At 28.2% G+C, this 26,398-nt stretch carries 22 protein-coding genes; 13 read left to right on the top strand and 9 right to left on the bottom strand.

Going from position 1 to position 26,398, the window contains the following annotated elements; all coding sequences use genetic code 11:
* On the bottom strand, positions 1–1,083 hold a 1,083-nt coding region (locus tag AVBRAN12637_RS06175; RefSeq protein ID WP_336615513.1), incomplete at its 3' end, for a cache domain-containing protein.
* 166 nt (positions 1,084–1,249) lie between these two features.
* On the bottom strand, positions 1,250–2,077 hold the full coding sequence (locus AVBRAN12637_RS06170; protein ID WP_336615512.1) for a prephenate dehydrogenase: 828 nt from the start codon (positions 2,075–2,077) through the stop codon (positions 1,250–1,252).
* Between the two features lie 67 nt (positions 2,078–2,144).
* Between AVBRAN12637_RS06170 and AVBRAN12637_RS06165 the strand changes: the two genes are divergently transcribed.
* On the top strand, positions 2,145–2,552 hold the full coding sequence (locus tag AVBRAN12637_RS06165; RefSeq protein ID WP_214120100.1) for a hypothetical protein: 408 nt from the start codon (positions 2,145–2,147) through the stop codon (positions 2,550–2,552).
* Positions 2,553–2,603: 51 nt separating this feature from the next.
* Here AVBRAN12637_RS06165 and AVBRAN12637_RS06160 read toward each other — a convergent pair whose 3' ends face one another.
* The 4 genes from AVBRAN12637_RS06160 to AVBRAN12637_RS06145 are packed head-to-tail and all read right to left on the bottom strand — an operon-like array spanning position 2,604 to position 7,579.
* Positions 2,604–3,326, bottom strand: coding sequence for a fumarate reductase iron-sulfur subunit (locus AVBRAN12637_RS06160; RefSeq protein WP_214117694.1), 723 nt, complete (start codon positions 3,324–3,326; stop codon positions 2,604–2,606).
* Positions 3,319–5,310 carry a fumarate reductase flavoprotein subunit gene (locus AVBRAN12637_RS06155; protein ID WP_214120099.1) on the bottom strand — a complete coding sequence of 664 codons (1,992 nt, stop codon included), beginning with the start codon at positions 5,308–5,310 and terminating at the stop codon, positions 3,319–3,321. Before AVBRAN12637_RS06155 ends, AVBRAN12637_RS06160 begins: the two co-directional genes overlap by 8 nt.
* A gap of 18 nt (positions 5,311–5,328) precedes the next feature.
* Entirely contained in the window at positions 5,329–6,048 is a 720-nt protein-coding gene (locus tag AVBRAN12637_RS06150) for a fumarate reductase cytochrome b subunit (RefSeq protein WP_214117696.1), read from the bottom strand.
* 52 nt (positions 6,049–6,100) lie between these two features.
* Positions 6,101–7,579, bottom strand: coding sequence for a DASS family sodium-coupled anion symporter (locus AVBRAN12637_RS06145; protein WP_214117697.1), 1,479 nt, complete (start codon positions 7,577–7,579; stop codon positions 6,101–6,103).
* A gap of 450 nt (positions 7,580–8,029) precedes the next feature.
* On the opposite strand from AVBRAN12637_RS06145, the gene traF reads away from it, so the two are divergent.
* Positions 8,030–9,748 carry a conjugal transfer protein TraF gene (gene traF, locus AVBRAN12637_RS06140; RefSeq protein ID WP_336615511.1) on the top strand — a complete coding sequence of 573 codons (1,719 nt, stop codon included), beginning with the start codon at positions 8,030–8,032 and terminating at the stop codon, positions 9,746–9,748.
* Positions 9,749–9,786: 38 nt separating this feature from the next.
* Here traF and AVBRAN12637_RS06135 read toward each other — a convergent pair whose 3' ends face one another.
* Entirely contained in the window at positions 9,787–11,187 is a 1,401-nt protein-coding gene (locus AVBRAN12637_RS06135; protein ID WP_336615514.1) for an alanine/glycine:cation symporter family protein, read from the bottom strand.
* Positions 11,188–11,586: 399 nt separating this feature from the next.
* Here AVBRAN12637_RS06135 and AVBRAN12637_RS06130 point away from each other — a divergent pair, with 399 nt between their 5' ends.
* The 3 genes from AVBRAN12637_RS06130 (at position 11,587) to lepA (ending at position 16,028) form a co-directional block, all read left to right on the top strand.
* Positions 11,587–12,795: an aromatic amino acid transport family protein gene (locus AVBRAN12637_RS06130; RefSeq protein WP_214117700.1), complete on the top strand. Its 1,209-nt coding sequence runs from the start codon at positions 11,587–11,589 to the stop codon at positions 12,793–12,795.
* The gene (locus AVBRAN12637_RS06125) at positions 12,792–14,156 is read left to right on the top strand and encodes an L-serine ammonia-lyase (protein WP_214117701.1); all 1,365 of its coding nucleotides are present in this window, start codon (positions 12,792–12,794) and stop codon (positions 14,154–14,156) included. Before AVBRAN12637_RS06130 ends, AVBRAN12637_RS06125 begins: the two co-directional genes overlap by 4 nt.
* Positions 14,157–14,240: 84 nt before the next feature.
* A complete protein-coding gene (lepA, locus tag AVBRAN12637_RS06120; RefSeq protein ID WP_214117702.1) occupies positions 14,241–16,028 on the top strand; it encodes a translation elongation factor 4 in 1,788 nt (595 codons plus the stop codon).
* Positions 16,029–16,052: 24 nt separating this feature from the next.
* On the opposite strand, the gene AVBRAN12637_RS06115 is transcribed toward lepA, so the two are convergent.
* Positions 16,053–16,709, bottom strand: a complete 657-nt coding sequence (locus AVBRAN12637_RS06115; protein WP_336615510.1) for a uroporphyrinogen-III synthase — start codon at positions 16,707–16,709, stop codon at positions 16,053–16,055.
* Positions 16,706–17,791 (bottom strand): CinA family protein, encoded by a 1,086-nt coding sequence (locus AVBRAN12637_RS06110; protein ID WP_214117704.1) that lies wholly within the window; start codon positions 17,789–17,791, stop codon positions 16,706–16,708. The genes AVBRAN12637_RS06115 and AVBRAN12637_RS06110 overlap by 4 nt, the downstream gene beginning before the upstream one ends.
* Positions 17,792–17,866: 75 nt before the next feature.
* Here AVBRAN12637_RS06110 and ileS point away from each other — a divergent pair, with 75 nt between their 5' ends.
* From ileS to AVBRAN12637_RS06070, 8 genes are all read left to right on the top strand, one after another.
* The gene (gene ileS / locus AVBRAN12637_RS06105; protein ID WP_239803656.1) at positions 17,867–20,599 is read left to right on the top strand and encodes an isoleucine--tRNA ligase; all 2,733 of its coding nucleotides are present in this window, start codon (positions 17,867–17,869) and stop codon (positions 20,597–20,599) included.
* Positions 20,600–20,693: 94 nt separating this feature from the next.
* On the top strand, positions 20,694–22,055 hold the full coding sequence (gene gatA / locus AVBRAN12637_RS06100; protein WP_214117706.1) for an Asp-tRNA(Asn)/Glu-tRNA(Gln) amidotransferase subunit GatA: 1,362 nt from the start codon (positions 20,694–20,696) through the stop codon (positions 22,053–22,055).
* A gap of 319 nt (positions 22,056–22,374) precedes the next feature.
* Entirely contained in the window at positions 22,375–23,001 is a 627-nt protein-coding gene (locus AVBRAN12637_RS06095) for a hypothetical protein (protein ID WP_214150346.1), read from the top strand.
* Positions 22,982–23,125 (top strand): hypothetical protein, encoded by a 144-nt coding sequence (locus AVBRAN12637_RS06090; protein ID WP_336615509.1) that lies wholly within the window; start codon positions 22,982–22,984, stop codon positions 23,123–23,125. The genes AVBRAN12637_RS06095 and AVBRAN12637_RS06090 overlap by 20 nt, the downstream gene beginning before the upstream one ends.
* A gap of 31 nt (positions 23,126–23,156) precedes the next feature.
* Positions 23,157–24,179 carry a hypothetical protein gene (locus AVBRAN12637_RS06085; RefSeq protein ID WP_336615508.1) on the top strand — a complete coding sequence of 341 codons (1,023 nt, stop codon included), beginning with the start codon at positions 23,157–23,159 and terminating at the stop codon, positions 24,177–24,179.
* Positions 24,180–24,203: 24 nt separating this feature from the next.
* Complete coding sequence (locus AVBRAN12637_RS06080) at positions 24,204–24,344, top strand: hypothetical protein (protein ID WP_336615507.1); 141 nt, start codon at positions 24,204–24,206, stop codon at positions 24,342–24,344.
* Between the two features lie 772 nt (positions 24,345–25,116).
* Positions 25,117–25,728 (top strand): hypothetical protein, encoded by a 612-nt coding sequence (locus tag AVBRAN12637_RS06075; RefSeq protein ID WP_336615506.1) that lies wholly within the window; start codon positions 25,117–25,119, stop codon positions 25,726–25,728.
* Positions 25,729–25,773: 45 nt separating this feature from the next.
* Positions 25,774–26,391 carry a hypothetical protein gene (locus AVBRAN12637_RS06070; RefSeq protein WP_336615505.1) on the top strand — a complete coding sequence of 206 codons (618 nt, stop codon included), beginning with the start codon at positions 25,774–25,776 and terminating at the stop codon, positions 26,389–26,391.
* Positions 26,392–26,398 lie beyond the last annotated feature (7 nt).

Raw genomic sequence — 26,398 nt, 5'->3', positions numbered from 1 at the left:
GTTTGTATCTTGAGTAAGTGAGTTGATTGTTCTTTCAATGTTTTCATTAATAGCTTTAGCCATATCTCCGAACTCATCTTTAGAATTTAAATCAATCTTACTTGCTGTTTTTCTTTCGTGATTTATTAGTGCGAATACTTCTCTTAGACCTTTTTGAATGATTTCAAGTGGGCGAAGTGAGAATTTGATTAAGAAGAATAAGCATAATAAAATAATCACTAAAGAAGCAAAAAATAATGTTATATTTTGTTTTAATAAAGAATTTAAAGTATCATCTATATCGCTAGTTAAATTGGTGCTACAGAATTTCCAGCCTGTTGTATTTGAATTAATGCATACTGCAGTTTTTTCATCACCTTTAAAGGTATAGCGAACTGAAATGCCATCTTTTAGATTATTTTCAATCATTTTTATAACATCATCTTGTTTTAATTCAAATTCTTCATTCGGGTGCATTACAAATTCTAATTTATCATCATAAGCAAATATTGTGTTGGTCTTAGAAAAATGTAAAGTTAAAATTTGATTTTTTAAATCTTTAAATGCCATATCTCCACCAATTACCCCAATTATTTTGCCATTTTTAATAATAGGTGCTGAAATTGTCATAACTTTTTCTTTCAATCTCTCATCAGGATAAACTTCTTTACCTAATAAAGCTCTATTGGCACTAATAGCATCTTTATACCAACCCCTACTTCTTGCATCTTGGTCTTTTACTATATAAGGCTCATTATTAGAACTAATATAATAAAACTTGCCACTATCTGCCATACCAATAAATAAAGCCGAGAAATTTGAAATTCCTAAATAATTTTTAAGAATTTTAAAAATATTCTCATCTTGATTATCTTCACTAATTGAATTTGCTAAAATTGGTGAGAATTGCTCTATAAAATTTATTCTTGAATTAAAATAAGAATCTACATAAAGCATAGTGGCATTTAAGCCGTTTTCTTTAGCTTTATCAGTAAATGATAATGAATCAGTTTTTGAACTAGAATAATTCACTAAGCATAAAATGATAAAACAAACTACAAGTGGGATAGCAATTAATGCTGGAATTTTGTTTGTTAATTTCATAATACTCCTTTTTAAAAAATTGCGTTAATGTTACAATTAAAGAATTGAATAATATTTAATAGAAAAAAAATTTTTAAATATCTATGTAGCAATGGTTTAAGCGTTTAAGGAATAATAAGAAAAATTATGATTTCAATTAAAAATATATTAATTGAAATCAATGAAATTATAAAATCTCTTTTAATTTATTTGCATTCTTAAGCCATTCGTTTAGCTTTTGATATTCATCGTTATTTATCATTTGCTTAAACTCATTTAGTTCATTTATAAAGCCATCAAGAGCATTTAAAACATTTATTTTATTTTCTTTAAAAATACTTTCCCACATTGCAGGGCTACTCTTTGCAATCCTACTCATATCAGCAAAAGAACCACCTGCTAGGTGTAAAATATTTTTCTTATCTTCGCAATCTAGCACATAATTTGCTAAAGAAAAGCTAATTACATGCGGTAGATGAGATATGATGGCACTATGATGATCGTGTGAGCTTGCATTCATAAAAGTAATTCTCATTCCAATATTGCTTAATAATTCTATGGTTCTATGCTGATGAAATACGCTCGTATTTTCGGTATTACACAATACACAAACAGCGTTTTTAAATAAATCAATCTTAGCAGCACTAGGACCATTATGCTCTGTTCCTGCCATTGGATGAGCTAGTATGAATTGCTCTTTTAAATCATCGTTTATTGCGTTTTGAATACTTTCTTTTGTGCTACCAAATTCTATAATTGTAGTAGTTTTTGGAATATCTTTTAATTGTTTAATAATTTCAATAATAGCCCCAACAGGAACACATAAGAAAATCAAATCACAAGTTTTAATCTCATCAAAAGTTATAATTTCATAAACTAAATTAAGCTTTAAAGCTTCTTTTTCGTGTTCTTTATTTAAATCAATTCCATAAACTCCACTAATAAATTTGTTTTTCATCAAATTTAAAGCCAATGAGCCACCAATTAATCCTAATCCAATTACAACTGCTTTCATAACTTATCCTTAATTAAGATTTATATATGCAAAATAATATAATATTTTTCTAAAAAAAGGAGTTTAAATGGTTGATTTTATTGTGATTTTTTTACACTTATTTTCAGCAATTATTTTTATAGGTTATGTATTTGTTGATGCGATTTTGTGCTATGGGTTAAAACAAGCTAATGAGCTAAAAAAGGCTTATTTTAAAAGTTCAGGTATTTTATATGCACTTAGCTTTGTTATATTAATTCTTAGCGGAATTTATCTAGCATATAATGAATATACTAATTTTGCAAATATAAATAAAATTATGTTTTTTATCAAAATAGCTCTAGTAATTTTAATGCTTTTTATAACTTTTATTAGTATTTATATAGCGAGATTTAAAAACAATAAAGAACATTTTTTGGTAAAACAAGCTCATATTTTAGCTTTGATAATATGTTTTTTGATAGTTTTATTTGCAAAATTATTAAGTATTTTATGAGTAGTAAAAAAAGAATTTGAAATAAAATCTTATTTCAAATTCTTAATATTTTTAGCCTTTATTTGTAGCTAATTTGCGTCTTAGGTAAGCGATTTTTGTTTGTAGTGGTAATTGTTTAGGGCAATTATCTTCACAAGCAAGTAAGCTCATACAAGCAAAAATTCCATCATCATCACCAACTAATTCATAAAAATCATCTAAAGTTCTATTATCGTGTGGGTCTTGCTCGTATCTTGCAGCTCTCATAAGTCCTGCAGCACCTATGAAATTAGGTCTCATAACTTTAGTAGCACAAGAAGCTATACAAATACCACATTCAATACATCTATCAAGCTCAAATGTTTCTTCAGCAACTGCTGGTTCAACTCTTTCTTCAATCTTAGAAATATCAGTAACTTTGTCAGTATGTATCCAGCTTTCTACCCTTTTACACATACCTTCCATCCATTCACCTGTATTAACGCTTAAATCTTTAATATGTTTAAACGCAGGTAAAGGCATAAGCTCAATTACTCCATCAGGATAATCTTTAGTAAGAGTTTTGCAACCTAATTTTGGTTTTCCATTAATCATCATTGCACATGAGCCACAAATTCCTGCACGACAAACGAAATCAAAACTCAAACTTGCATCAAATTTTTCTCTAATTTGATTTAAAACTATAAAAATAGTCATACCACTAGTTTCATCTAATGTATAAGTAGCAAAATGTGGCTTGCTAATTTTACTATGTGGATTATATTTAAATACCCTTATTGTTAGTTTCCTACTCATAATCAACCCCTATTCTTTGATTAGCTGCTTTAAATCTAGCTTGTAATTCATAAGGCATAAGTGCGTCTTGGATTTCTGCTCTACTTTTACCTTCTGCTTGTAATTTTTCTGTAATTTCATCTACTTGTTTTTGACGAACTTCACTTAAAGGATTTTCAATTATATTTCCTTTTGCACCATAACCACGGAATGCTGGTGGCATTTCCATTTTCATAATATCAAGGTCTTCATATTCAACTCTAGGTAAAGTTGAGCCTTCATCCCAATAAGTCATAGTTCTTTTCATCCAATTTAAATCATCTCTTTTTGGATAATCTTCTCTATAATGAGCCCCACGGCTTTCAGTTCTAAGAAGCGCACCACGAGCAACACATAAAGCAACTTTTAACATTCTTGGAACTCTATAAGCTTCTTCTAGCTCTGGATTTGAGCAATTTAACTCTTTATCTTTAATAGCTACTTTTTTGCTCTCTATTAATAATTCTTCAAGGCGTTTTACTGCGTATTCTAATCCTTCGCCTGTTCTAAAAATAGCAACATGCTCCCACATAATATCTTTCATTTCGTTTTTGATTTCAAAAATATTATATTTACCTTCACGATTTGCTATTTCTTTTAAATAATTTGCTTCATCATTTAAGAATTTTTGAACCACTTGCATATCAGCTACTATTGTATTATTTTTGCAATACTCAGAAAAATAATCTCCTACAATCATACCTGCAACAACGGTTTCAGCACAGCTATTTCCACCAAGTCTATTAAATCCGTGCATATCCCAGCAAGCTGCTTCACCTGCTGCAAAAAGACCTTTCATCTTTGGAGTTTCTCCGTTTGGTTTAGTTCTAATTCCACCCATTGAATAGTGTTGCATAGGAAGAACCGGCGCCCAACCTTTTGGACCTTCATCAGCAGGGTCAATTCCATTAAATGTCTTACAAATATCTTGAACATCTCTTAAGTTTTTTTCAACATGAGCACGACCTAAGATTGAAATATCAAGCCATAAATGCTCTCCATAAGGACTTTTAACACCTTTTCCTTTTCTAATATGTTCCATCATACGGCGACTTACAACATCACGACTTGCTAATTCTTTTTTCTCAGGCTCATAATCAGGCATAAAGCGGTATCCATCAACATCTCTTAAAATACCACCATCACCACGGCAACCTTCAGTTAAAAGTATCCCACTTGGAACAATTGGAGTTGGGTGAAATTGAACCGCTTCCATATTTGATAAAGAGCATAATCCTGTCTCAAGTGCCATTGCTGCACCTGTTCCTTCACAAATAACAGCGTTTGTAGTTTGTTTATAAACTCTACCATATCCACCTGTTGCTATCATTGTGCCTTTTGATACAAATGCAGTTAAACTACCATCAATTAAGCTTCTTGCAACTACACCTAAACAAATTCCATCTTTGTGAATAATTCTAAGAGCTTCCATTCTATCTATGATTTTTACATTATGTTTGATTGCTTCGTTTGCAACCCCAAAAATCATACAATGCCCTGTAGCATCAGCAATATAGCAAGTTCTCCATTTTTTAGTCCCACCAAAATCTCTTGCGTTTATAAGTCCGTGTGCTTCTTCTTTTTCTTCTATTGTTACTTTTTGTGCGTTTATAACAACATTTCTAGGACCTTTTGTAATCCTAGTCCAAGGCACACCCCAACTAGCTAACTCACGAACAGCCTTAGGTGCAGTTTGAGCAAACATTCTTGCTACTTCTTGATCGCATCCCCAATCACTTCCTTTTACGGTGTCAGCAAAGTGTAAATCTTCATTATCTCCTTCGCCTTTATTGCCATTAGCAAGACTTGCTTGCATACCACCTTGAACCGCAGCTGAGTGAGAACGCTTAACAGGACAAATACTTAAAAGCGTAACTGATTGACCACTTTTAGCAACTTCAACAGCACTTCTAAGTCCTGCTAAACCACCACCAACTATTAAAGCATCACTAAATTCTACTTTCATTTTAAGCCTTTCTGTTTGTTATAAGCTAATACCAGCTTTTATAAATACTGCTAAATTAGCAAGTCCTAAAACTATAAAGAAAATACTAATAACCCATTTTAATTTTTTAAGAGTTTTTCTTCTAGCTCTTGCAGTATGCACATCATTTCCATCAAACCAGCCCCATTTAACGCAAAGTCTATAAAGACCAATACCACCATGAAGCTCAACAGCGAATAATAAAATTAAATAAAACGCCCACATATTATGATTTACAATTCTTTCAACTGCACCTAAAAATCTAATAGTTTCAGGATTAAAAAACATCATTGCAAGGTGCATTGAAGCGAAGAAAAACATAACAAAACCTGTACAGGCTTGAATAACCCAAAGCGTTGTATCTTCGTGTTTTATTAGTTTTGAATGCTCTCTTGCGATTTGCCATTGGCGATAAGTAATTGGTAATTTTCTCATACCAAGAGCAGCGTGAATAAAGAAAATAATAAAAATAATAAGCACCATACAAGATACTAAAGCAGGTTTTGGTGTATCAAAAATAGCCGAACCCTCAAAAAACTTAGCCGTAGCTTCAAAAAATTCAGGACTGATTAAAACGGTAGAAACAAAAAGCATATGTCCCCACATAAAAAGCCCTAGAATTAAACCAGTAGCACTTTGATAAAAATCAAGCTTAGCAGGTAAGCGTGATTTAGTGCCATCAACTCTTTTGCCTAAAAAATTTTCAATTTTACTAGACACTTTAACTCCTTTTCTTAAATTTTTCTCATTTTACTAATGTTTAACAAACGACCTACGAAAAAATATGTGGAATAATGAATTTAAACCACGGATACGCAATAAGTGTGTAAATTAGTAAATAAATAGCTCCAAAAATAGCACCTAATTTCCAAAATTCTGCACCTTTAATATAACCACTCGCAAACCAAATTGGGCTATGTCCTGTCCCATAAGGCGTTAAAACACTTATCATACCCATTGGAGCTAGCAAAAACATCATAATAAAAGACGCATCATAACCAGCAATTTTACTTGCAATAATTGCAAACACTCCAACAACTGCAGTAACATATGCAGTCCCAGAAGCAAAGAAATATCTTAATAAACAAAACACAAGTAATAATATAAATACTGCTAAAGTAGGACTAATACCACTTAATAAACTATCAGTATATTTTGATAAGAATTCTAAAAATCCAACATTTTTTAATCCACCTGCCATTGTTACTAAAGTAGCAAACCAAGTAAGAACATTCCACGCTGGTTTATTAGCTAAAAAATCATTCCAAGTAATAATATTAGTAACTATCATTAGAATAATTACAATTAAAGCAGTTGTAGTAGCACTAACTCCAAAAGTTTTTGAACCTATCCATAAAATTAGAGCAAGAATTGAAATGCTTAACATTAATAATTCTTTTAATTTAATTGAACCAAGTTTTACTAATTCTTCTTTAGCCCAAGCACTAATTTTACTAGAGCCTTTAACTTCTGGTGGATAGATATAATAAGTTAATAAAGGAGTGATTAAAAACAAAATAATACCAATAGGTAAAAAGCATAAAAACCAACCCATCCAATCAACTACAGCAATGCCTGATTTTGATAATATCTCTAAAGCTAGTGGGTTTGGTGCTTGACCTGTTAAAAATATTGAACTTGAAATACAAGTAGTAGCAAGACTTACCCACGCTATGTAAGCACCTATTTTTCTTGGTTCTTTATCAGGAGAGCTATCATACATAGCAGGAATACTTGTAGCTATTGGATAAATAGTTCCACCACTTCTTGCAGCATTACTCGGAATAAATGGAGCTAAAATTAAATCAGCAATAGCAATTGCATAGCCTAAACCTAAAGTAGATTTGCCTAATTTATTTACTAAAATTAAAGCAATTCTTTTACCAAGACCACTATTTTGATAGCCAATTCCTATCATAAATGAAGCAAAAATAAGCCACACAACAGAATTTGAAAATCCAGTTAAACCCCAATTAATCGCAGCTTCTGAAGTAATTTTTGCACCAACTTCGCCTGATTTTGCAGGACCAACTTTAAATAATACTGCTAAAGCTATAGCAATAATACCTAAAAAAGCAGGTGGCATAGGCTCTAAGATAAGCCCTACAACTAAAGCAGCAAAAATGCTAACATAAATCCAAGCATTCATACTAAGCTGAGAATAATCAGCAAATAAATACGAAAGCAAAAACACAAGCAAACCAGCAACAACTGGTGCGATAAATTTCCACAACGGAACCTTACCTTTCATATTAACTCCTAAAATTAAGTTGAAATTAATATATTCCAAAAAAGCTAAAGAAAATCTTAATTTTTTAAATAATCATCTAGCTTTAAAAAATTAATATTTGTTCTTAAGCTTTGATTTAAAAATAATTTAAACTTAAAATATTTTAAGGTTAATTTTTAATCATCATTTGCATTATTAAAAGCTAAATTAGTAAAAACCAAAATTCCATTTAATTTTTTGCTTATAAAATATTCCTAATAATAAAAACAAACTTATAAAGCCGACGCTATAAAGTAATTCTACAAATAATTTGCTTGTCATTTTACCAATCTCCTTTTGAGAGATTTTATAAAAAATTATATTTTTTAAGCCAATTAATTAAATAAAATAATCTAAAAATTATTTTTTTGATACATTAAGTAACAATAATAAAGTAACTATATAATTTTTAATATTTTAAAAAGGAAAATTATGAAAAAGATAATATTAACTAGTGCTTTTAGCTTTAGTGCTTTGGCGTTAGAATTTGGTAGTTTAGGCAATATACCTTTGAGTATGGGATATGCTGGAGTTGCACTTAAAGATAATGATTTTGCAGCTTATTATAATCCTGCTAGTTTGATTTATTCTAAAAATGGGGTTAATTTTAGTTTTGGAGCAAATTATAATCAAAAAAATCTTTTAGAATTATCTAATCTTGATAAATCTATAAATAAAAAAATTGAAGCAAATATAAGCAAAATAAAGCATATTTTTAATCCAAACAACAATTCAAGAGCTAATAATTTAAAATTTGGTAATTTTGGTAGTGTTATAGATGATTTTATATTAAGAAACACAAATAGCGATAATGAAGATTTAGCCTTATTAGCAAAAACTTTTAAAGATGAATTAGATGATAATTTAGCTAAAGATGAGCTAGACAATATAATTAGTGATTTAAAAAATAAAATGCAAGATAATGATGAATTATCTACAACAATAAAAACCGAGCTAATAACTTCAACAAATAATACAAATGAAGAATTAAATAATAATGGCGTTGATACAAAATTATTAACAAATATAATAAGCGATACCGATACAAAAAATGTCTTAGATGTAATAAAGAATTCAAAAGATGGTAATGTTAATTTAGATGATTTATTGTTAGATATTGGAGATACTAAATTAGATACCTTTCTTGATGAAAATACCTTAAATGATATTGAATTAATTTATAATGCAGTTTATGATAATGAAGTTAATTTAAATATATTAAGTGGTTTAGAATATAACAATAATTTAGGGGATTTAAGTGCTTTTTCTGTAAGCTTATTTAATACGATTTCACTTAATACTTATGCTTCATTAAATAAAGAAAAAAGCAGTTTAATAATAAAAGTAAAAGATGATGATAAATATATTTATTTAAAATTATTTAAAAGCAATTCACAACTATTCGTAACCAATGTAAGCGAAGAAGAATATTTAAATCATTCAGCAATGCAAGATAGTGTAAAAAATCCTTTAAATACAACAATGCTAATGATAACAGAAGTGCCGATTAGTTACGCAAATGGTTTTATAATGCCTTATGGAGAGCTTAGTTTAGGTGCTAGTTTAAAATATATGAATATTCAAGCATATCAAGTAGAAAAAGGTATTAAAATAGATATGAATGGGGTTAATTCTAAAGATATAAATATTAAAAATGATTTGCATAATGCAAAATCAACAAATACTTTTGGAATAGATATAGGAGCATTATATAGTATTGATGATTTTTCTACTGGATTGGTTATTAAAAATTTAAATAATCCTAAAATCAAATTCCATTCAAGCAGTATGAGATTAAATCCGCAAGTAAGATTTGGATTAGCATATAAATATAGTGATTTTACTTTTGCTTTTGATACTGATTTAGTTACAAACACAACTTTATCAAATAAATACAATAAATCTCAAATGCTAGGCGGTGGTGTTAAATACGAATTTAATGATTATTTTAATCTAAGGGGTGGCTTAGCTTACGATATTAAAAAAGATTATGGGACTATACTTACAACGGGAGCTAATTTCTTTAATATATTTGATATAGCCTTAGCGAGTGGATTAAAGTCTAGTAATTGCGATAAAGATATTTGCAAGGTTTCAAGTAAAGTGCCTAATTATTTTGATTTAAGAATAGGATTTGGATATAAATGGTAAAGAATTTGAATTAGGATTTAACCTAATTCAAATCTTGCTTAATCCCAACATTCAGCGTTTTTAATACCTAATTTTTTAGCACTAAATACAGGGTCTAAACCTCTTTTCTTTTGCTCATCATAATCTTTTAAGCATTTTATTAAAATAGGACTTAATAATAAAATAGCAATGATATTTATAGAAGCCATTGCAGCCATTGTAATATCTGCTAAATCCCAAGCTACTTTTAAATCTAATTGAGAACCAATAAATACCATAGCAACAGCACTTATTTTAAAAATTAATTCATTTAAATTATTTTTTGTAAGGTTTTTAACATTTGCATCTGCATAGTAAAAATTACCGATTAATGAAGTTACAGCAAATAAAATAACTGCAAAAGTTATAAAATGAAGTCCCCAAGTACCATAATATTCCATCATTGATTGTTGCACCATAGGTAAAGCATTTAATTTAGTTTCGCCAGTTGATAATTGATTAATGTAACTTTGTGAGAACAATACTAAAAATCCAGAGCATGAACATATAATTAAATCAATAAATACTGAAAAACTTTGAATAATTCCTTGTTTTACAGGATGGCTTGTATTTGCTGCTGCAGCTGCGTTTGGAGCAGAACCCATACCAGCTTCGTTTGAAAATAATCCACGCTTAATTCCTATTACTATAACACTACCTGCAAATCCACCAAAAATAGCTTGAAAATCAAAAGCACTATTAAAAATCATTTTAAACACAGATGGTATTAAATCATAGTGCATAGCCATAGCAATAATGCTTAATAAAATATAAACAAAAGCCATTATAGGAACAATAATTGAGCTTACTTTTCCAAGTGATTTTGAATTTGAAAAGAATAATGCAAAAGCAACAACACTTAAAATAATCCCTATAATTATACTTGCATTACTAAAGTTATCAGGAAAATATATCTCAAATGCTGAAGTCATAGTATGGCTTTGAAGCCCATTAAATCCATAAGCATAAGTAATAATTAAAATAACTGAAAATAATTTACCAAAAAATTTATTTCCTAAGCCTTTTTCAATAAAATATGCAGGTCCTCCACGAAAACCATTTTCATCTTTGCTTTTATATATTTGAGCTAATGTGCTTTCAGCAAATGCACTTGCACCGCCTATAAATGCCATTACCCACATCCAAAACAATGCACCTGCACCACCAACTACAACTGCAGTGCTAATTCCAGCGATATTTCCAATACCAACCCTTGAAGCAGTTGAAATCATTAAAGCTTCAAAACTACTAACATGGTCTTTGTTGTCTTGCTTTTCTTTTAATAATGTTAAAACATTACCCATCAATCTAAACTGAGCAAAACGAGTATTGATAGAATAAATTATACCTACAATAATTAGTGCAAAAACTAAAAAATAAGTATATAAATAACCATTTATTAAATCTAAAAATAAATGTATTTCTTCTAATAAACTTTGCAAACGCTCTCCTTAATAAAAAATTTCAAAAAATCATTATATATAAATTCAAGCGTTTTTGGTTAATTACTTATGTTTGCTGCTTTTATCTTCGCAAGCAATAATTAATCTTTCAAAAGGATTTTTTTGATTATCTGGCTTTTTAATAATGTCTTTTAAGCTCTTTGGATGTAATAAATTCATAATATCTCCTTTAAATTTAAAAAAACGAAGTCATTATAATAAATAAAAGATAATAAATATCAAAATCATATTATTTTTTATAAATTTTAATATTTTGTTACTTTTTGTAACATTTATTTTAAAAGTTTGATTTAAATTTATAATAAGTTATATAAATATAATTAAAATAGCGGCTTTAAATTATTTTAAGGAGTAATAATGAAAAAATGGAGCGAATTTGACAATCGTTGGATGTTTTCATTGTTTGGCACTGCTGTTGGTGCTGGAATTTTATTCTTACCTATTCGTGCAGGAACTGGTGGCTTTTGGCCTATTGTTTTAATGTGTGTATTAATTTTCCCAATGACATATTTATCACATTTATTCTTATCATATTTTGTAGGCTCTACTAAAGGTGGAGATATTACTGATGCTGTGAATAAATATTTTGGTAAAGAAGTAGGAATTGTGATTACATTTTTATACTTTTTTGCAATTTATCCTATTTGTCTTGCTTATGGGGTTGGTATTACAAATACTATAAGCTCATTTATGGTAAATCAATTAGGCTTAGCCGAGCCAAATCGCTTAATCTTGGCTATTGTTTTAATTACAATTATGATGGCTGTAATGTTTACTAATGAAACTTTAGTTACTAAAGTTTGTGAATGGCTTGTGTATCCATTATGCTTAATATTATTTTTATTTTCACTTTATTTAATTCCACATTGGAAATTAGAAGTTTTAGGTGAAGTTCCAAGTGCAAAGGAATTTATTAGCACAATATGGCTTACTTTACCTGTATTAGTATTTAGCTTTAATCACTCTCCTGCGATTTCAACTTTTAGCCTAAATACATATAATGAGTATAAAGAAAACTCGGACGCAAAAAGAAAGCAAATATTATTTAATAACGCTACGCTTTTATTAGTATTTGTTATGTTTTTTGTATTTTCTTGTATTTTATGTCTTGATAAAAATGAGTTTGCTATTGCAAGAGATGCAAATATTCCAATCCTTAGCTATTTTGCTAATAAATTTGATGGAAATATCATAAGCTATGGTGCTCCTGCTGTTGCATTTTTGGCAATTTTAACTAGCTTTTTTGGGCACTATTTTGGTGCTAGAGAAGGCTTAAATGGACTTATTAAAAAAGTAAGCGGAAAAGCTGTTAGTAAAAATAATGCCTTTACAACTATATTTATGTATGTAACTATGATAATAGTAGCTTACTATAACCCTAGTATTTTAGGATTTATAGAAGATTTAGGCGGTCCTATTATTGCTGTAATATTATTTTTAATGCCTGTATATGCTATATATAAAATCCCAGAGCTAAGAGTTTATAAAAATGGTGCGGCTTGTTATTTCGTAGCTATTATGGGAATTATCACAATTACAAGTGTAATTTATAAGATGAACTTATGAGTAACTTAAGTATTTTTAAAATCGGCATTGGTCCATCAAGTTCGCACACCGTTGGACCTTTTGTTGCGGGAAATGAGTTTTTAAAAGGTTTAAATTTAAAAGAAATTACTAGGATAAAAGTTACTTTATTTGGCTCTTTATCACTTACAGGTAAAGGACATTTAAGCGATATTGCTGTGGTTTTAGGTCTTAGTGGCTTAAATGTAAAAACAATAAGCCCAGAACAAAAACAAGTTGTATTATTAAGATTAAATGAAAGAAAGCTTTTATTAGGAAATGAATTTGAAATAGATTTTGATGAAAATAGCGATATTATTTTTTCTAAAGAATTTAAAAGCTATCACGAAAATGCTTTAACGATTGAAGCGTTTTCAAATAATACTTGTGTTAAATCTAAGACTTATTATTCAGTTGGCGGTGGCTTTATTAAAAGTGAAGATGAGATTAGTAAAACTAATCAAACTAATCAAGAAAAAAATTATGATTATTCTTTTGATAGTGCGACGGAGCTTTTGTGGTTATGTAATAAATACAATAAAAACATAGCCGAAATTGCAATGCTTTATGAGCTTAATTTTAATAGCGAAGAATATATAAATAATTATTGCAAAGAGATTTATGAAGCAATGCAAGATAGCTTTAAAGCAGGTGCTAATTCAAATGAACTAATCCTACCAGGACCAATCAAGCTTAAAAGAAGAGCTCCTGCATTAGCCAAAAAATTAATGCTTTTAGATGATAAGAATTTAAATCGTAAGGGTGATTTGGATTTTATAGATTATTTTAGCCTTTATGCTATGAGTGTTTCAGAAGAAAACGCAGCGGGTAATCGTGTAGTAACTGCTCCAACCAATGGAGCTTGTGCGGTAGTTCCTGCTGTGCTTTTATACTTAAAAGAACATGTAAAAAGTATGAGCGAAAAGGACATTAGAGACTTTTTATTAGTATCAATGGCGATAGGTTCATTGTTTAAGAAAAACGCAAGTATTAGTGGAGCTGAAGCTGGTTGTCAAGCAGAAATTGGCTCAGCTTCTTCAATGGCAGCTGCTTCATTTGCCTTTAGTATGGGGGCAAGTCCGATTGATTGTTGCTCTGCTGCTGAAATTGCAATGGAGCATCATTTAGGGCTAACTTGCGATCCTGTTGCAGGACTTGTTCAAATTCCTTGCATTGAGCGTAATGTATTCGGAGCGATAAAGGCTGTAAGTGCAGCTAAAATGGCTATGGATAGAGAGAGTGCTCCTAGCGTTGGGCTTGATGAGGTTATTAAAACTATGTATGAAACAGGCAAGGATATGGATACAAGATATAAAGAAACTAGCCTTGCAGGTCTAGCTACAAATTACAAGAAATTTTGCTAAAAAAGGGCTTTATGCCCTTTTTACAATCTGTAATTTATTATTTTTTGTTAATATTAAAAATCACATCAAAATAATGGAACTTTAATGCAAAATATAAGAAATTTTTCAATAATAGCACATATAGACCATGGTAAAAGCACTTTAGCAGATTGTTTAATCACAACTTGCAATGCTATAGAGCAACGCAAAATGAGTAAGCAAGTAATGGATACTATGGATATAGAAAAAGAGCGTGGAATTACTATAAAAGCTCAATCAGTTAGATTAAATTATACTTATAATAAAGAAAATTATATTTTAAATCTTATTGACACCCCAGGTCATGTGGATTTTTCGTATGAAGTTAGTAGAAGTTTAGCAAGTTGCGAAGGGGCATTATTAGTAGTTGATGCTTCACAAGGCGTTCAAGCACAAACAATTGCGAATGTTTATATGGCAATTGAGCATGATTTAGAAATAATTCCTGTAATTAATAAAATTGACCTACCAGCAGCAAATCCTGCAAAAGTAAAGGCTGAAATTGAGCATATAATAGGAATTGATTGTTCTAATGCAATAGAAGTTAGTGCAAAAGCTGGGATAGGAATTGCTGAATTATTACAAGCAATTTGTGAGAGAATTCCTGCACCAAAAAGTAATCAAAATAAGCTAAAAGCACTAATTTATGATAGCTGGTTTGATAGCTATTTAGGGGCTTTAGCTTTAGTTAGAGTAAGGGACGGAGAGATTAATAAAAACGATGAAATATATTTAATGCACGAAGGCGTAAAGCATAATGTATTAGATTTACGCTATCCACACCCACTAAATCCAATGCCAACAAATACAATTAAAGCAGGAGAAGTTGGTATCGTTGTATTAGGATTAAAAGACATAGCACAAATTAGCGTAGGAGATACAATAACCCTAGCAAAAGATAAAGCAACAGAGCCAATTGAAGGTTTTGCTAAAGCAAAAGCCTTTGTATTTGCAGGGATTTATCCGATTGAAACTGATAAATTTGAAGATTTAAGAGATGCTTTAGATAAATTAAAATTAAACGATAGCTCAATCTCATACGAGCCAGAAACTTCACTTGCTTTAGGTTTTGGCTTTAGGGTTGGCTTTTTAGGTTTATTGCATATGGAAGTTATAAAAGAACGCTTAGAGCGTGAGTTTAATTTGGATCTAATAGCAACCGCTCCTAGCGTTACTTATGAAGTTAATTTAACTGATGGAAGCGTATTAAATATCCAAAACCCAAGCGACTTACCACCTGTAAATAAAATAGACCACATAAAAGAGCCTTATGTAAAAGCTACTATAATAACTCCTAGCGAGTTTTTAGGGAATTTAATTACTCTTTTAAATAATCGCCGTGCAATACAAACAAAAATGGATTATATAACAGAAAATAGAGTATTGCTTGAATACGATATACCTATGAATGAGATTATTATGGACTTTTATGATAAATTAAAATCACTTACTCGTGGATATGCTAGTTTTGATTATGAATTTTGTGATTATAGAGTGGGAGATTTAGTAAAGCTTGATATAAAAGTGGCTGGAGAAGCAGTTGATGCGTTAAGCATTATCGTGCCAAATCAAAAGGCTTTAAGCAAAGGTAGAGATTTAGTAAAAGCTATGAAAGATATTGTGCCTAGACAATTATTTGAAGTAGCAATTCAAGCAAGTATAGGTAATAAAATCATAGCTCGTGAAAATGTAAAATCAATGGGTAAAAATGTTACTGCTAAATGCTACGGCGGGGATATTACTAGAAAAAGAAAGCTACTTGAAAAGCAAAAAGAAGGTAAAAAGCGTATGAAAGCAATAGGTAAAGTATCTTTACCACAAGAAGCATTTTTAAGTATTTTAAAGATTGATTAAAAAAGGAATTTCAAATTGAAATTCCTAAACTTTATTTAAAGTATTAGCTAGGTTTAAGCAATCTTGCAAAGTAGGATAGTCTGAAACAAAAATATTTTTTACATTATATTTTTTTAATTCATTTTCAGTGCTTTTTCCTATTGCTATTATATTTTTTGGAAAAGTTTTGAAAAAATATTCATAATCACGCACTCCTGATGGTGCTAAAAATATCAATATATCTTCATTATTTATTGACTTTATAAAAGGCTTTAAATCATTATCTAAAGGCATATTTAATCTAGCGTTACTATATGCTATTACAGACCTTAGGCTAATATTATTTAAATCTAAAAACTCATCTAAATCACTTATAATATTTAAAGCCCTAAAATAAACACATTTTAAATTATTTAGTAGTGGCAATATCTCGTTTTTAAATTCACTCGCGTGAGCTGATTTACCTGTATAAAATACATCTAAGCCTAAACTATTTAGGTATTTCGTAGTTGCTAAACCTATACTAAAAATCTTTTTATTTTTTAGATTAATATTATTTAATACACAAGATTTAACGGCATTTTTACTAGTAAAAATACAAGCATCAAAATCATCATTAATGCTAAAATTATTAAAAATTATTTCATTTACAAAAATACTCTTTATATTTGTTTCGTTTTTTAAACCAACTACATAAATCATTCAAAAAACACTTCTCTTTCAAGTTTACAAAGCAATAAAGCACAGGCTAAAGCACATTGATTTTGCTTATAAATCCTATCTCCAAGTAATTCTAATCTCTCGTGCAAAATCAAGCCTGTATCACTAATAGCACATATAAAAGCTACACCGCTTTTAACACCTAAATCATCGCTATCTCCTAAAACCCCCGTGCAAGTTATAGCGTAATTTGCCTTAGTTAATTTTAATACCCCCGTAGCCATTGCTAAAGCACAATTTTGAGAATAAACTGCTTGATTTTCTAAATGAATATCTTCTACATTTAGCCAAGCTTTTTTGCTTTTGTTTGAGTATGTTATAACACTACCTTCATAAACACTACTTGAGCCATTAATTTTAGTAAAATTACTAGCCAATAATCCACCAGTGCAGCTTTCTGCGAAGCTTAATTTTTTGTTATTTTCTTTTAATTTTTTAATTATATGCTCGTATAAATTATCAGCAAAAATCACTTTTTTAGGGAATAATGATTTAACGGAATTTAAAAGCCCTATTTCATCTGAATATTCATTAGTATTTACTTTGACATATAATAAATTATCAAGTAGTGAATAAATATTAAGACTTACTCCATAAGGCTTTACGCTAGTATTTAGCAATATTTCAGCACTTTCTAAATCCAAATCACTTATTAAAAAATCATAACTAAGTTTTGTGTTATGCAAAATTTCAGGTAGATAAAACATACTAGCTTTTAATATATTAATCATAACCCCATTTAAATCTATTAAAACTGAATTTTTCTTATAATCTTTAGGATTTTCTACTATAAACTCATCATCAATTAAACTCAATTCACATTCTTTTAATGTAGCTAGGATTTTATTAATCATAGAAAAAGAATGCTCATCAGCAATTATCGTTACTAATTCATATTTTTTAACATCTATTTCTAAAAGAGTATTTAATTTAGAATCATCATCATTAAGCTTAATGATAGTATTAGCAAACAAATTCTTCTTAGCCAAACTTCTATCTACAAATTCACAAAAACTACTATTAAAACTCAAATCTTTTGTAAAATATATTAATAAATGTTTCATTTCTTATCCTTTTATTTAAAAAAGTATAGCAAAATAAGTGCATTTTAACAATCAAAAAATATTAAAGGCACATTTATGGATTATAAAGATACATTATTATTACCCAATACTACTTTTGAGATGAGAGCAAATCTTTATGAAAACGAGAAAAAAAGTTTTGAAAAATTTTCATCATTTGCATACGCACAATTAAGAGATAAAAAAGCACCTAAATTTATCCTACACGATGGCCCTCCTTATGCTAACGGGCATTTACACATAGGTCATGCTTTAAATAAAATCTTAAAAGATATGATTAATAAAACTAGATATTTTCTAGCTAATAATTCAATTTCATATACTCCTGGTTGGGATTGCCATGGTTTGCCTATTGAACAACAAGTTGAAATCAAATTAAAAGATAAAAATCCAAGTATAAAAGAAATTCACGACGCTTGCACCGAACACGCAAAAGAATTCATAGGTATTCAAATGAAAGAATTTAAAGACTTAGGAATAATTGGAGATTTTGACAAGCCTTATTTGACTATGGATTTTAAATTTGAAGCAAATATTTATAAAACTCTTTTAGAAGTAGCTAAAAATGGTTTATTAATTCAAAGAAGTAAGCCAGTTTATTGGAGTTGGGCTGCTAAAAGTGCTTTAGCTGAAGCAGAAGTTGAATATGAAGATAAAGAAGATTATTCAATTTTCGTAGCATTCAAACTAAACGATGATGCAAAAGCAAAACTTAAATCTTTAGGAGCAAATGATAGTATTTTAAACAACGCAAGAGCTGTTATTTGGACTACTACTCCTTGGACTTTACCAGCAAATAAAGCAATCGCATTAAATAAAGATGAGCTATATGTTTTAGGAGAAAATGGTCTTATCGTAGCTAAAAAAAGATTAGAAGATTTAGCAGAATTTAATATTAAACCTGTGCTTGAGTTTAAAGGAGATTTTTTAGAAAATACAAACGCATTAAATCCTTTAAACAATAATCTATCTCAATTCATAACAGGAGAGCATGTTTTAATGGATGGTGGTAGTGGTTTAGTTCATACCGCACCAGGACACGGAGAAGATGATTATTATGCTTGTTTAAGATACAACATAGAAGTAGAAATGCCTGTAGGAGATGATGGTTGTTATGATGAAAATATCAAAAGATTAGTGCCAAATAAACCTGAATTATTAGGAATGCATGTATTTAAAGCAAATGAAGTAATTATTGAATTATTGGGCGAAAGTCTTTTAAAATGCTCTAAATTTATACACTCATATCCATTTTGCTGGAGAACTCATAAACCAATAATTTATAGAGCTACTAAACAATTTTTCATAGCTATGGATAAAGAATTTTACAATGGTATGACTTTAAGAGAATTAGCTCAAAAATCACTTGATGAAGTGAGTTTTTATCCAAAAGCAGGAAGAAATAGAATAGGAACTATGATTAGTAATAGACCTGATTGGTGTATTTCAAGACAACGCTCTTGGGGTGTGCCTTTAGCATTCTTTAATGATAAATCAGGGAATTTGATTATGGATTTTGAACTTTATGAACACCTTGCAAGCATATTTGAAAAAGAAGGCGTAAGAGTATGGTGGCAAAAAGATATTAAAGATTTATTACCAGCTAATTCAAAATATAAAGCAGATGAATTAGAAAAAGTTACTGATATTTTAGATGTTTGGTTTGATAGTGGCTCTACATTTAACGCTGTTTTAGCTAGTGGAAATTACGATATAAAAACAACTCAAGCTGATATGTATTTAGAAGGAAGCGACCAACATCGTGGGTGGTTTCAAAGCTCATTATTATTAAGCGTTATTTTAAACAAACAAGCACCTTATAAAGCAGTTTTAACTCACGGATTTACCGTTGATGAAAAAGGTAGAAAAATGAGTAAAAGTCTAGGCAATGTAATAGCGCCAGAACAAATTGCAAAAAATTATGGCTTAGAAATCTTTAGACTTTATATAACATTATGTGATTATTCAACTGATGTTAAATTAGGTGAAAGCATATTAAAACAAACTAGCGAACAATATAGAAAAATAAGAAATACAATAAGATTTTTATTAGCAAATACTAGCGATTTAAAAGCTTATAATTATAATTTCAGTGATTTAGACAAAATGATTTTAAATAAAGCTAATAATGTGTTTGAGCTTTACAAAAAATCATTCTTAGAATATGATTTCGCTAAAGGTATGAATGCACTTTGCACATTTTTAAGTGCTGATTTAAGTGGTGTTTATCTTGATATTTGTAAGGATAGCTTGTATTGTGATGCTAAAGAAGATAGCAAAAGAACAGCGTCAATTACTGCAATGGCTTTAATACTTAAAAAATTATTAGTTTTACTAGCACCTGTATTAACTCATACTACAAATGAAGCTTGTGAACACGCAAACAAATTTATATTAGGCGATATTAAGAGTATTTTTGATTTAGAAGATTTTGATTTTGCTAGTAAAATCACACCTAGTAAAAACGATTATGAATATTTATTAAAAACTCGTGTTAAATTCTACGAGCAAATTGATATATTGAAAAAAGATAAAATAATCAAAAGCACATTAGAGCTAAATCTAGCTACTAATGATGAAGTGATATTAAATTATGAAGAAGCAGCTGATTTTTATTCATTAAGTAAAATTGAAGCTTTAAATAATAACGAAGCTTTGGCAAGTTTTGAAATTGATAATAAAACATACAAAATCATAAAATCAAATCTATGCAAATGCCCTAGATGTTGGAAATACTTAAGCCTAAACGAAGAAAGCTTATGTCCTAGATGTGAAAGGGTGTTAAAATGAGCGAACCTGTTAGCTTAGAGCTAATAGTCGGCACTATTATAGTATTAGCTATAATTAGTGCTATTGGAGTAATTTTAGTAAATAAAGGAAAGAAATGATAACTTTAGAACAAGCATTAAAATTAAGTGATAATGAATTAATAGAATTAAAAAAAGAACTAAATAAATTAGCATTAGAAAACAAACATTTAGGAGCTTATGTAGAGCAATTAATCAATACTCCTTTAGATGATGTTGATTATCTAGGAGTGCCTGTAGCTATTAAAGATAATATTCAAGTTAAGGGCTGGAGCATTACAAATGGTTCAAAAATAATGCAAGGATATTATGCACCTTATGATGCAAGTGTGATTAGCAATATGAAAAAACACAAATTCGCACCATTTGGAAGATGTAATATGGATGAGTTTGCTATGGGTAATACTACAAAAACAAGCTTTTATGGAAAGACTCTAAATCCTTTAAATAATGCTTTAGTCCCAGGTGGAAGTAGTGGTGGTAGTGCTGCTGCGGTAGGTGCAAAAATAGCTCTTGCTGCATTAGGAAGCGATACAGGTGGAAGTGTTCGCCAGCCTGCTGCATTTTGTGGTTGTGTAGGTTTTAAGCCAAGTTATGGAAGAGTTAGCAGATATGGACTTGCTAGTTATTCAAGTAGTTTAGACCAAATAGGAGTATTAACTCAAAACGTAAAAGACGCTAGTATTTTATACGATGCCATTGCAGGTCATTGTGAGTTTGATAGCACTAGTGCTGATATTCAATTTGTGCCTACATTTGATAAATTAGACGCTAATAAAAAATACAAAATCGCAATTATTAAAAATTATATAGATTCATGCTCTGATGAAATAAAAACACAAACTTATAAAGCTATAGATAAATTAAAAGCTTGTGGTCATACCATAAGTGAAGTTAGCCTTGCTGATAGTAAATACGATGTAGCTGCTTATTATATAATAGCCTGTGCTGAAGCAAGTGCTAATTTAAGCCGTTACGATGGGATTAGATATGGCAATAGAGCTAAGGAATTTAAAGATTTAAACGAGTTATATGTAAATACTAGAAGCGAAGGTTTTGGGCTTGAAGTTCAAAAAAGAATTTTATTAGGAACATTCGTGCTTTCGAGTGGTTATATTGACGCATATTATAAAAAAGCTCAATTAGTAAGAGAAGTTATCACTAGAAAATACAATGAAATTTTAAGCGATAATGATTTAATACTAATGCCTGTTGCACCAAGTCTTCCAAAATCATTTGATGCGAAGACTAGTTCTGTTGAAAGCTATTTAGAAGATATTTTCACTATTTCAGTTAATCTTGCAAAACTTGCAGGTATTAGCGTGCCTGTTGCTAAAACTGAAGATAATTTAAATGTGAGCGTTCAATTAGTAGCAAAAAGATTTGATGAGCAAAACTTATTAAATGCAGCATTAAGTTTGGAAAACGCTGTTAAATAACCTACCCTATTCTATTTTAAATTCTAAGAATTTAAAATAGATTTTAATCACTTTTAGCACTTCACTTAATATTTATATTATGTAATTTTTATACTTTCTATCTTTTTTTATCGTAAATTAACTATCTAAATAGTGGCTAAATTGTAAATTAATAAAGTTTTTTGATATTTTTATTTAAGTAAATGCTATGATATGAAAAATAAAGGAATTTGAATGCTTAAAATTTGGAATGTTACTATTTTTAGTTGTGGTTTTAATTTAAGACATTGATTGTGCTATATAGCACCATATAAATTTATTAAGAAAAAGGTTAGATGATATGCAAAGAGATTACGATAAAGAGCCGGTAATTATCAAGGATATTAATACATTTTTTGATTTTTTACCTGCTTTTGTTTGTATGATAATAAGTTATATTGCGTATTTTCTAACAGATAATCCTAGCTCTTCACTTCATAGAAATGTTTTTATAATTATGCCATTTTTAGCACTACCTTACATAAGACCTTTTATAAAGTGTAAAAGAGAAATCATAATTACTAAAAATACCATTAATTATCTAAATAATGGCGAAGTGTTAGAAAGTATTGATTTAAATAAGCCTTTTAAGATATATAAAAGCTTTTCGGTAGTTCATCACAAATCACAAAAACCCCATGAAGTAATTCAAATTTTATGGATTTTTTTACTACCTGCTACTATCTTACAATACTTTATAAATTTTATTCTTAAATTATTTTATTACATATTTACGCTTAAACTAAAATACTATAAGGTAATGGATTCGGTAATTTTATTGCAAGATGAAAAGATTATAAATATATTAAGCATTGAAAAATATCACGAGCTTGAAAAGTATTTTAAAGATAATCATAATATCAATATAAAAGAGCTTAAAATTTATTTTGATAAATATGGTTATATTTATGAAAAAATTGATAGTTAAAGAGTTAATGATGACAAAAGAAGAATATTTGAATTGTATGGATAATTTTAAAAATATCTGGACTGCAATGTATGATGTTGGAGATAAGTATTTAAAAGATAAGTATGGAAAAAGAGTTTTGTAATCTTCCTATGAAAAATATTTAAGGTTTTAGTATGAAAAACACATTAGAATTCTTAAAAATACTTTTTAAGATTTTTATAATAATTGAAATAGTGATTGCTTTTTACTCAATTTTTGCTGGTGTTATTTTTAGCATTGGCTCAGATGTAAATGTAATTTATTCAATTATTGTTTGCTTTTTTGCAGCTAATTATTTTATTTATGAAAATTTAAGTCAAATAATAATTTTATTTTATAAAGGACTTATACTTTATCCACTAATTTATCTTAAAGTTTTTATAATTATATTTTTTATAATACTTTTCTTTAAATTAAGAAAAAAAATTAATAACAAACTTGCTTTTACTTATAGCATAATTCCTATGATAATAATATTTGCTTTATATAATTATTTTTTTAGAACCATACCTGACTACTCAAGTAAAACTCACGAAAAAATAGTAACTCTAAGTGATTATAAAAAATACCAGCAAGGCTATTGCTTAAAAGAAGATAGGATATTACCTAAAGATGAGCTTTATAAAAGAGTAGTGATTGATGATCTTACAAAGCAATTAGTATATAGAAATAGAGTTTATAAACATTATTATAATGAAATTGCAAATTATAAATACAAGATACATAAAGATATTAATCTAGCTAATTACAAAGATTACTTAAGAAAAAATGCTTATTCTAAAGAATATGTTAATTACGATGAATTAGAATCAGTTGATTACACTAAATATATAGTAATTGATACTAAAAATAATATAGCAGGATTTACTAAGCCTATTCTCTTACCTCAAGGTACTTTTGTTGCTTCAGTTACATTTTATTTAGATTTAGCATTTGAATTTGAAGATAATGCATATAGATTTTATAAAATTTACCTTTCTGATGAATTTGATGAGCGTGAAGACAAAGAAAAAGAATATAAACGTAGACTTGAAGATGTTAATTATGAGCTTTTATCGTATGAAAATGATATAAAAAAACAACGTATTTCTTATAATTATAAATTTGATAATTGTGGTTATTCAAACTTTGATCCAGAAAAAGAAGAAATTGAATGATAAAAATTATAAAAAGGAGAAAGAATGGCAAATTTTAGATTAGATTTAAATGATGATTTTACAAGCGAAATATTATCATTGTATTTATGGGGACAAAAAAGAGCTCCTAGTAAAGATGAAATTACAAATCATAAAACTTCTAGTTTCTATTTTAAATTCTTTTAAAAATTACAATAATTTACAATATAATTTCGTAATTACAAAAATTCAAACAATGACTAGTTTGATAAGTTTTTATTATTGAATTGATATAACAAGCTTTTTATAAGGATTTAGCGTGTTAGAGTGGATATATAATAAATTAATAAAGGTTTTTATTATAACTTGCTTTAAGGTATTATTATTTACTTAACTTTATGTGATATTTTTTTGGACTTTATTTGTTTTATATATAGATATTTTAATAGCAACTACTTTTTTACTACAATATTTACCTATAAATTATGAAAGTGTTAGTAATAATACTTATTATAATTTACATATAAATTTATTTACAATTTTACAATTTGGCTTACCTTTACCTTTATCTATTTTTTATTATAAAAAAATTGATAATTATTATAGATATGATAAGTTTTTAGGCTTTTTATTTTTTGTAATATCATTTTTTATTCTAAATTCCTTATTTAAATTTTATTTGTTTAAAATACAAGATATAAATAATTTCGAATCACTTCCTATAAAAAATAACATATTAAGTCTTGCTATGGCTTTTATATCTACTATTTTATTTTATTGTTATATAAAATATAAAAGCAAAAAATAATAACTTTTAATTCCAACTATTTTTACAATAAAACATTTTTAAATTTATTAAAATCCTAATTTAAATTCCAAAATATTTTACACCATCAATTAACCTTATTGTTTAAAAGAATTTAAATAAACTTATTTGCTATACTAAACCATAAAAATTGTTTTATATTTGGAGCGATAAATGTATTCTAAGCTGATAGAGTTTATAAGAAAATTATTGTATTGTATATTTGCATTGCTTTGCATACTATTTATATTATCTATTTTATCCATCGGCGCTTTTACAATAATAGAATATTATGTTACAAAACCTTACGATTATAGTGATTTTGTTAAGGTAACAAAGGAATTAAAAAAAGTTGAAGAAATTTTATTAAAGCAAGGATATAAACCATATTATGATTTTGGTGATAAAAGAACATATAAGGTAAATTACAATGAACTTGGATATGGTTGCATTATTGATGAGTTACAAAAACAAGAATACGCTATTCAAAATTTTTTTGAAAGATATCCACATACGCAATTAGAAAAAATAAATAATTATAAAAGTATAGATGAAATAAAAGAAATAAAAAAATTTAGCAAAGATTTATTAAAAACTTCACAAGTCTATGAATTTAATTACGAGCTAACAATTGATGGTTTTGAGCATTTTTATGATAAAAATTCTTTTATTTTTAAAGATGGAAAATTATTTGTAAAATATTATTACTTTAGTTTTAATAATAATTTACTTGAAGAAAATTATGAGTTTTTAATAGATGATTGTGGTTATATTGAGCGTATGTAGTAAAAGAGTTAGTATGAAAGTAATTAATAATTGTTAGGATTTTAAATGTTTTTTAGAATAGTTAAATTAATATTTCTTATAAGTTTATTATGTTTAATACTTGCTTTGTGTTATTTTGCATTAACTTATTTTATAAGTAATAACACCGACCCATTAGAAGAATTTAATGAACTTAAATCAAAATTATATAGAATTGAAGCAGACCTAAGTGAGAATAATTTGAGCTATTATGATTTTAATACTGATAAAACTTATAAAATAGATTATAATAAATTCGGCTATAAGTGTAAAATTGAATACCTAGAACGACAAAAACTCGCTATAAAAGATTATTTTAATCGTCATGCAAATGTAGAAAAATTAGAAAAAGTTCAAAATTATAAAAATATAGATGAAATAAAAGAAATAAAAGAATTTAGCAAAGAATTATTAAAAACTTCAAAAATAAATAAATTTAATAATGAGCTAGTAATAAAAAATGATAAATATTTTTATGATGAAGCTTCATTTGTTTTTGAATCTGAAAGATTGTTTGTGATGTATTATTACTTTGATGAAAATAATGATTTTAAAGAAGTTAGTGAAGAGTTTTTCATAGATAGTTGTGGTTATATTGAAAATAGATATAAAGCAATAAGTTCTAAAGGTAGATTTAGGTTATAAAAACTAT

The organism is Campylobacter sp. RM12637 (assembly GCF_020137645.1).
In the GTDB taxonomy this organism is placed as follows: domain Bacteria; phylum Campylobacterota; class Campylobacteria; order Campylobacterales; family Campylobacteraceae; genus Campylobacter_E.
This window is presented reverse-complemented; position numbering and strand designations above follow the sequence as displayed.

Bases quoted from the DNA above. Each gene is read 5' to 3' on its own strand.
- AVBRAN12637_RS06130 (WP_214117700.1), top strand. From the start codon at position 11,587: ATGAAAAAATGGAGCGAATTTGACAATCGTTGGATGTTTTCATTGTTT.
- AVBRAN12637_RS06070 (WP_336615505.1), top strand. From the start codon at position 25,774: ATGTTTTTTAGAATAGTTAAATTAATATTTCTTATAAGTTTATTATGT.
- AVBRAN12637_RS06165 (WP_214120100.1), top strand. From the start codon at position 2,145: ATGGTTGATTTTATTGTGATTTTTTTACACTTATTTTCAGCAATTATT.
- AVBRAN12637_RS06115 (WP_336615510.1), bottom strand. From the start codon at position 16,709: ATGATTTATGTAGTTGGTTTAAAAAACGAAACAAATATAAAGAGTATT.
- lepA (WP_214117702.1), top strand. From the start codon at position 14,241: ATGCAAAATATAAGAAATTTTTCAATAATAGCACATATAGACCATGGT.
- traF (WP_336615511.1), top strand. From the start codon at position 8,030: ATGAAAAAGATAATATTAACTAGTGCTTTTAGCTTTAGTGCTTTGGCG.
- AVBRAN12637_RS06095 (WP_214150346.1), top strand. From the start codon at position 22,375: ATGCAAAGAGATTACGATAAAGAGCCGGTAATTATCAAGGATATTAAT.
- ileS (WP_239803656.1), top strand. From the start codon at position 17,867: ATGGATTATAAAGATACATTATTATTACCCAATACTACTTTTGAGATG.
- gatA (WP_214117706.1), top strand. From the start codon at position 20,694: ATGATAACTTTAGAACAAGCATTAAAATTAAGTGATAATGAATTAATA.
- AVBRAN12637_RS06110 (WP_214117704.1), bottom strand. From the start codon at position 17,791: ATGAAACATTTATTAATATATTTTACAAAAGATTTGAGTTTTAATAGT.
- AVBRAN12637_RS06125 (WP_214117701.1), top strand. From the start codon at position 12,792: ATGAGTAACTTAAGTATTTTTAAAATCGGCATTGGTCCATCAAGTTCG.
- AVBRAN12637_RS06170 (WP_336615512.1), bottom strand. From the start codon at position 2,077: ATGAAAGCAGTTGTAATTGGATTAGGATTAATTGGTGGCTCATTGGCT.
- AVBRAN12637_RS06160 (WP_214117694.1), bottom strand. From the start codon at position 3,326: ATGAGTAGGAAACTAACAATAAGGGTATTTAAATATAATCCACATAGT.
- AVBRAN12637_RS06090 (WP_336615509.1), top strand. From the start codon at position 22,982: ATGAAAAAATTGATAGTTAAAGAGTTAATGATGACAAAAGAAGAATAT.
- AVBRAN12637_RS06080 (WP_336615507.1), top strand. From the start codon at position 24,204: ATGGCAAATTTTAGATTAGATTTAAATGATGATTTTACAAGCGAAATA.
- AVBRAN12637_RS06155 (WP_214120099.1), bottom strand. From the start codon at position 5,310: ATGAAAGTAGAATTTAGTGATGCTTTAATAGTTGGTGGTGGTTTAGCA.
- AVBRAN12637_RS06145 (WP_214117697.1), bottom strand. From the start codon at position 7,579: ATGAAAGGTAAGGTTCCGTTGTGGAAATTTATCGCACCAGTTGTTGCT.
- AVBRAN12637_RS06085 (WP_336615508.1), top strand. From the start codon at position 23,157: ATGAAAAACACATTAGAATTCTTAAAAATACTTTTTAAGATTTTTATA.
- AVBRAN12637_RS06075 (WP_336615506.1), top strand. From the start codon at position 25,117: ATGTATTCTAAGCTGATAGAGTTTATAAGAAAATTATTGTATTGTATA.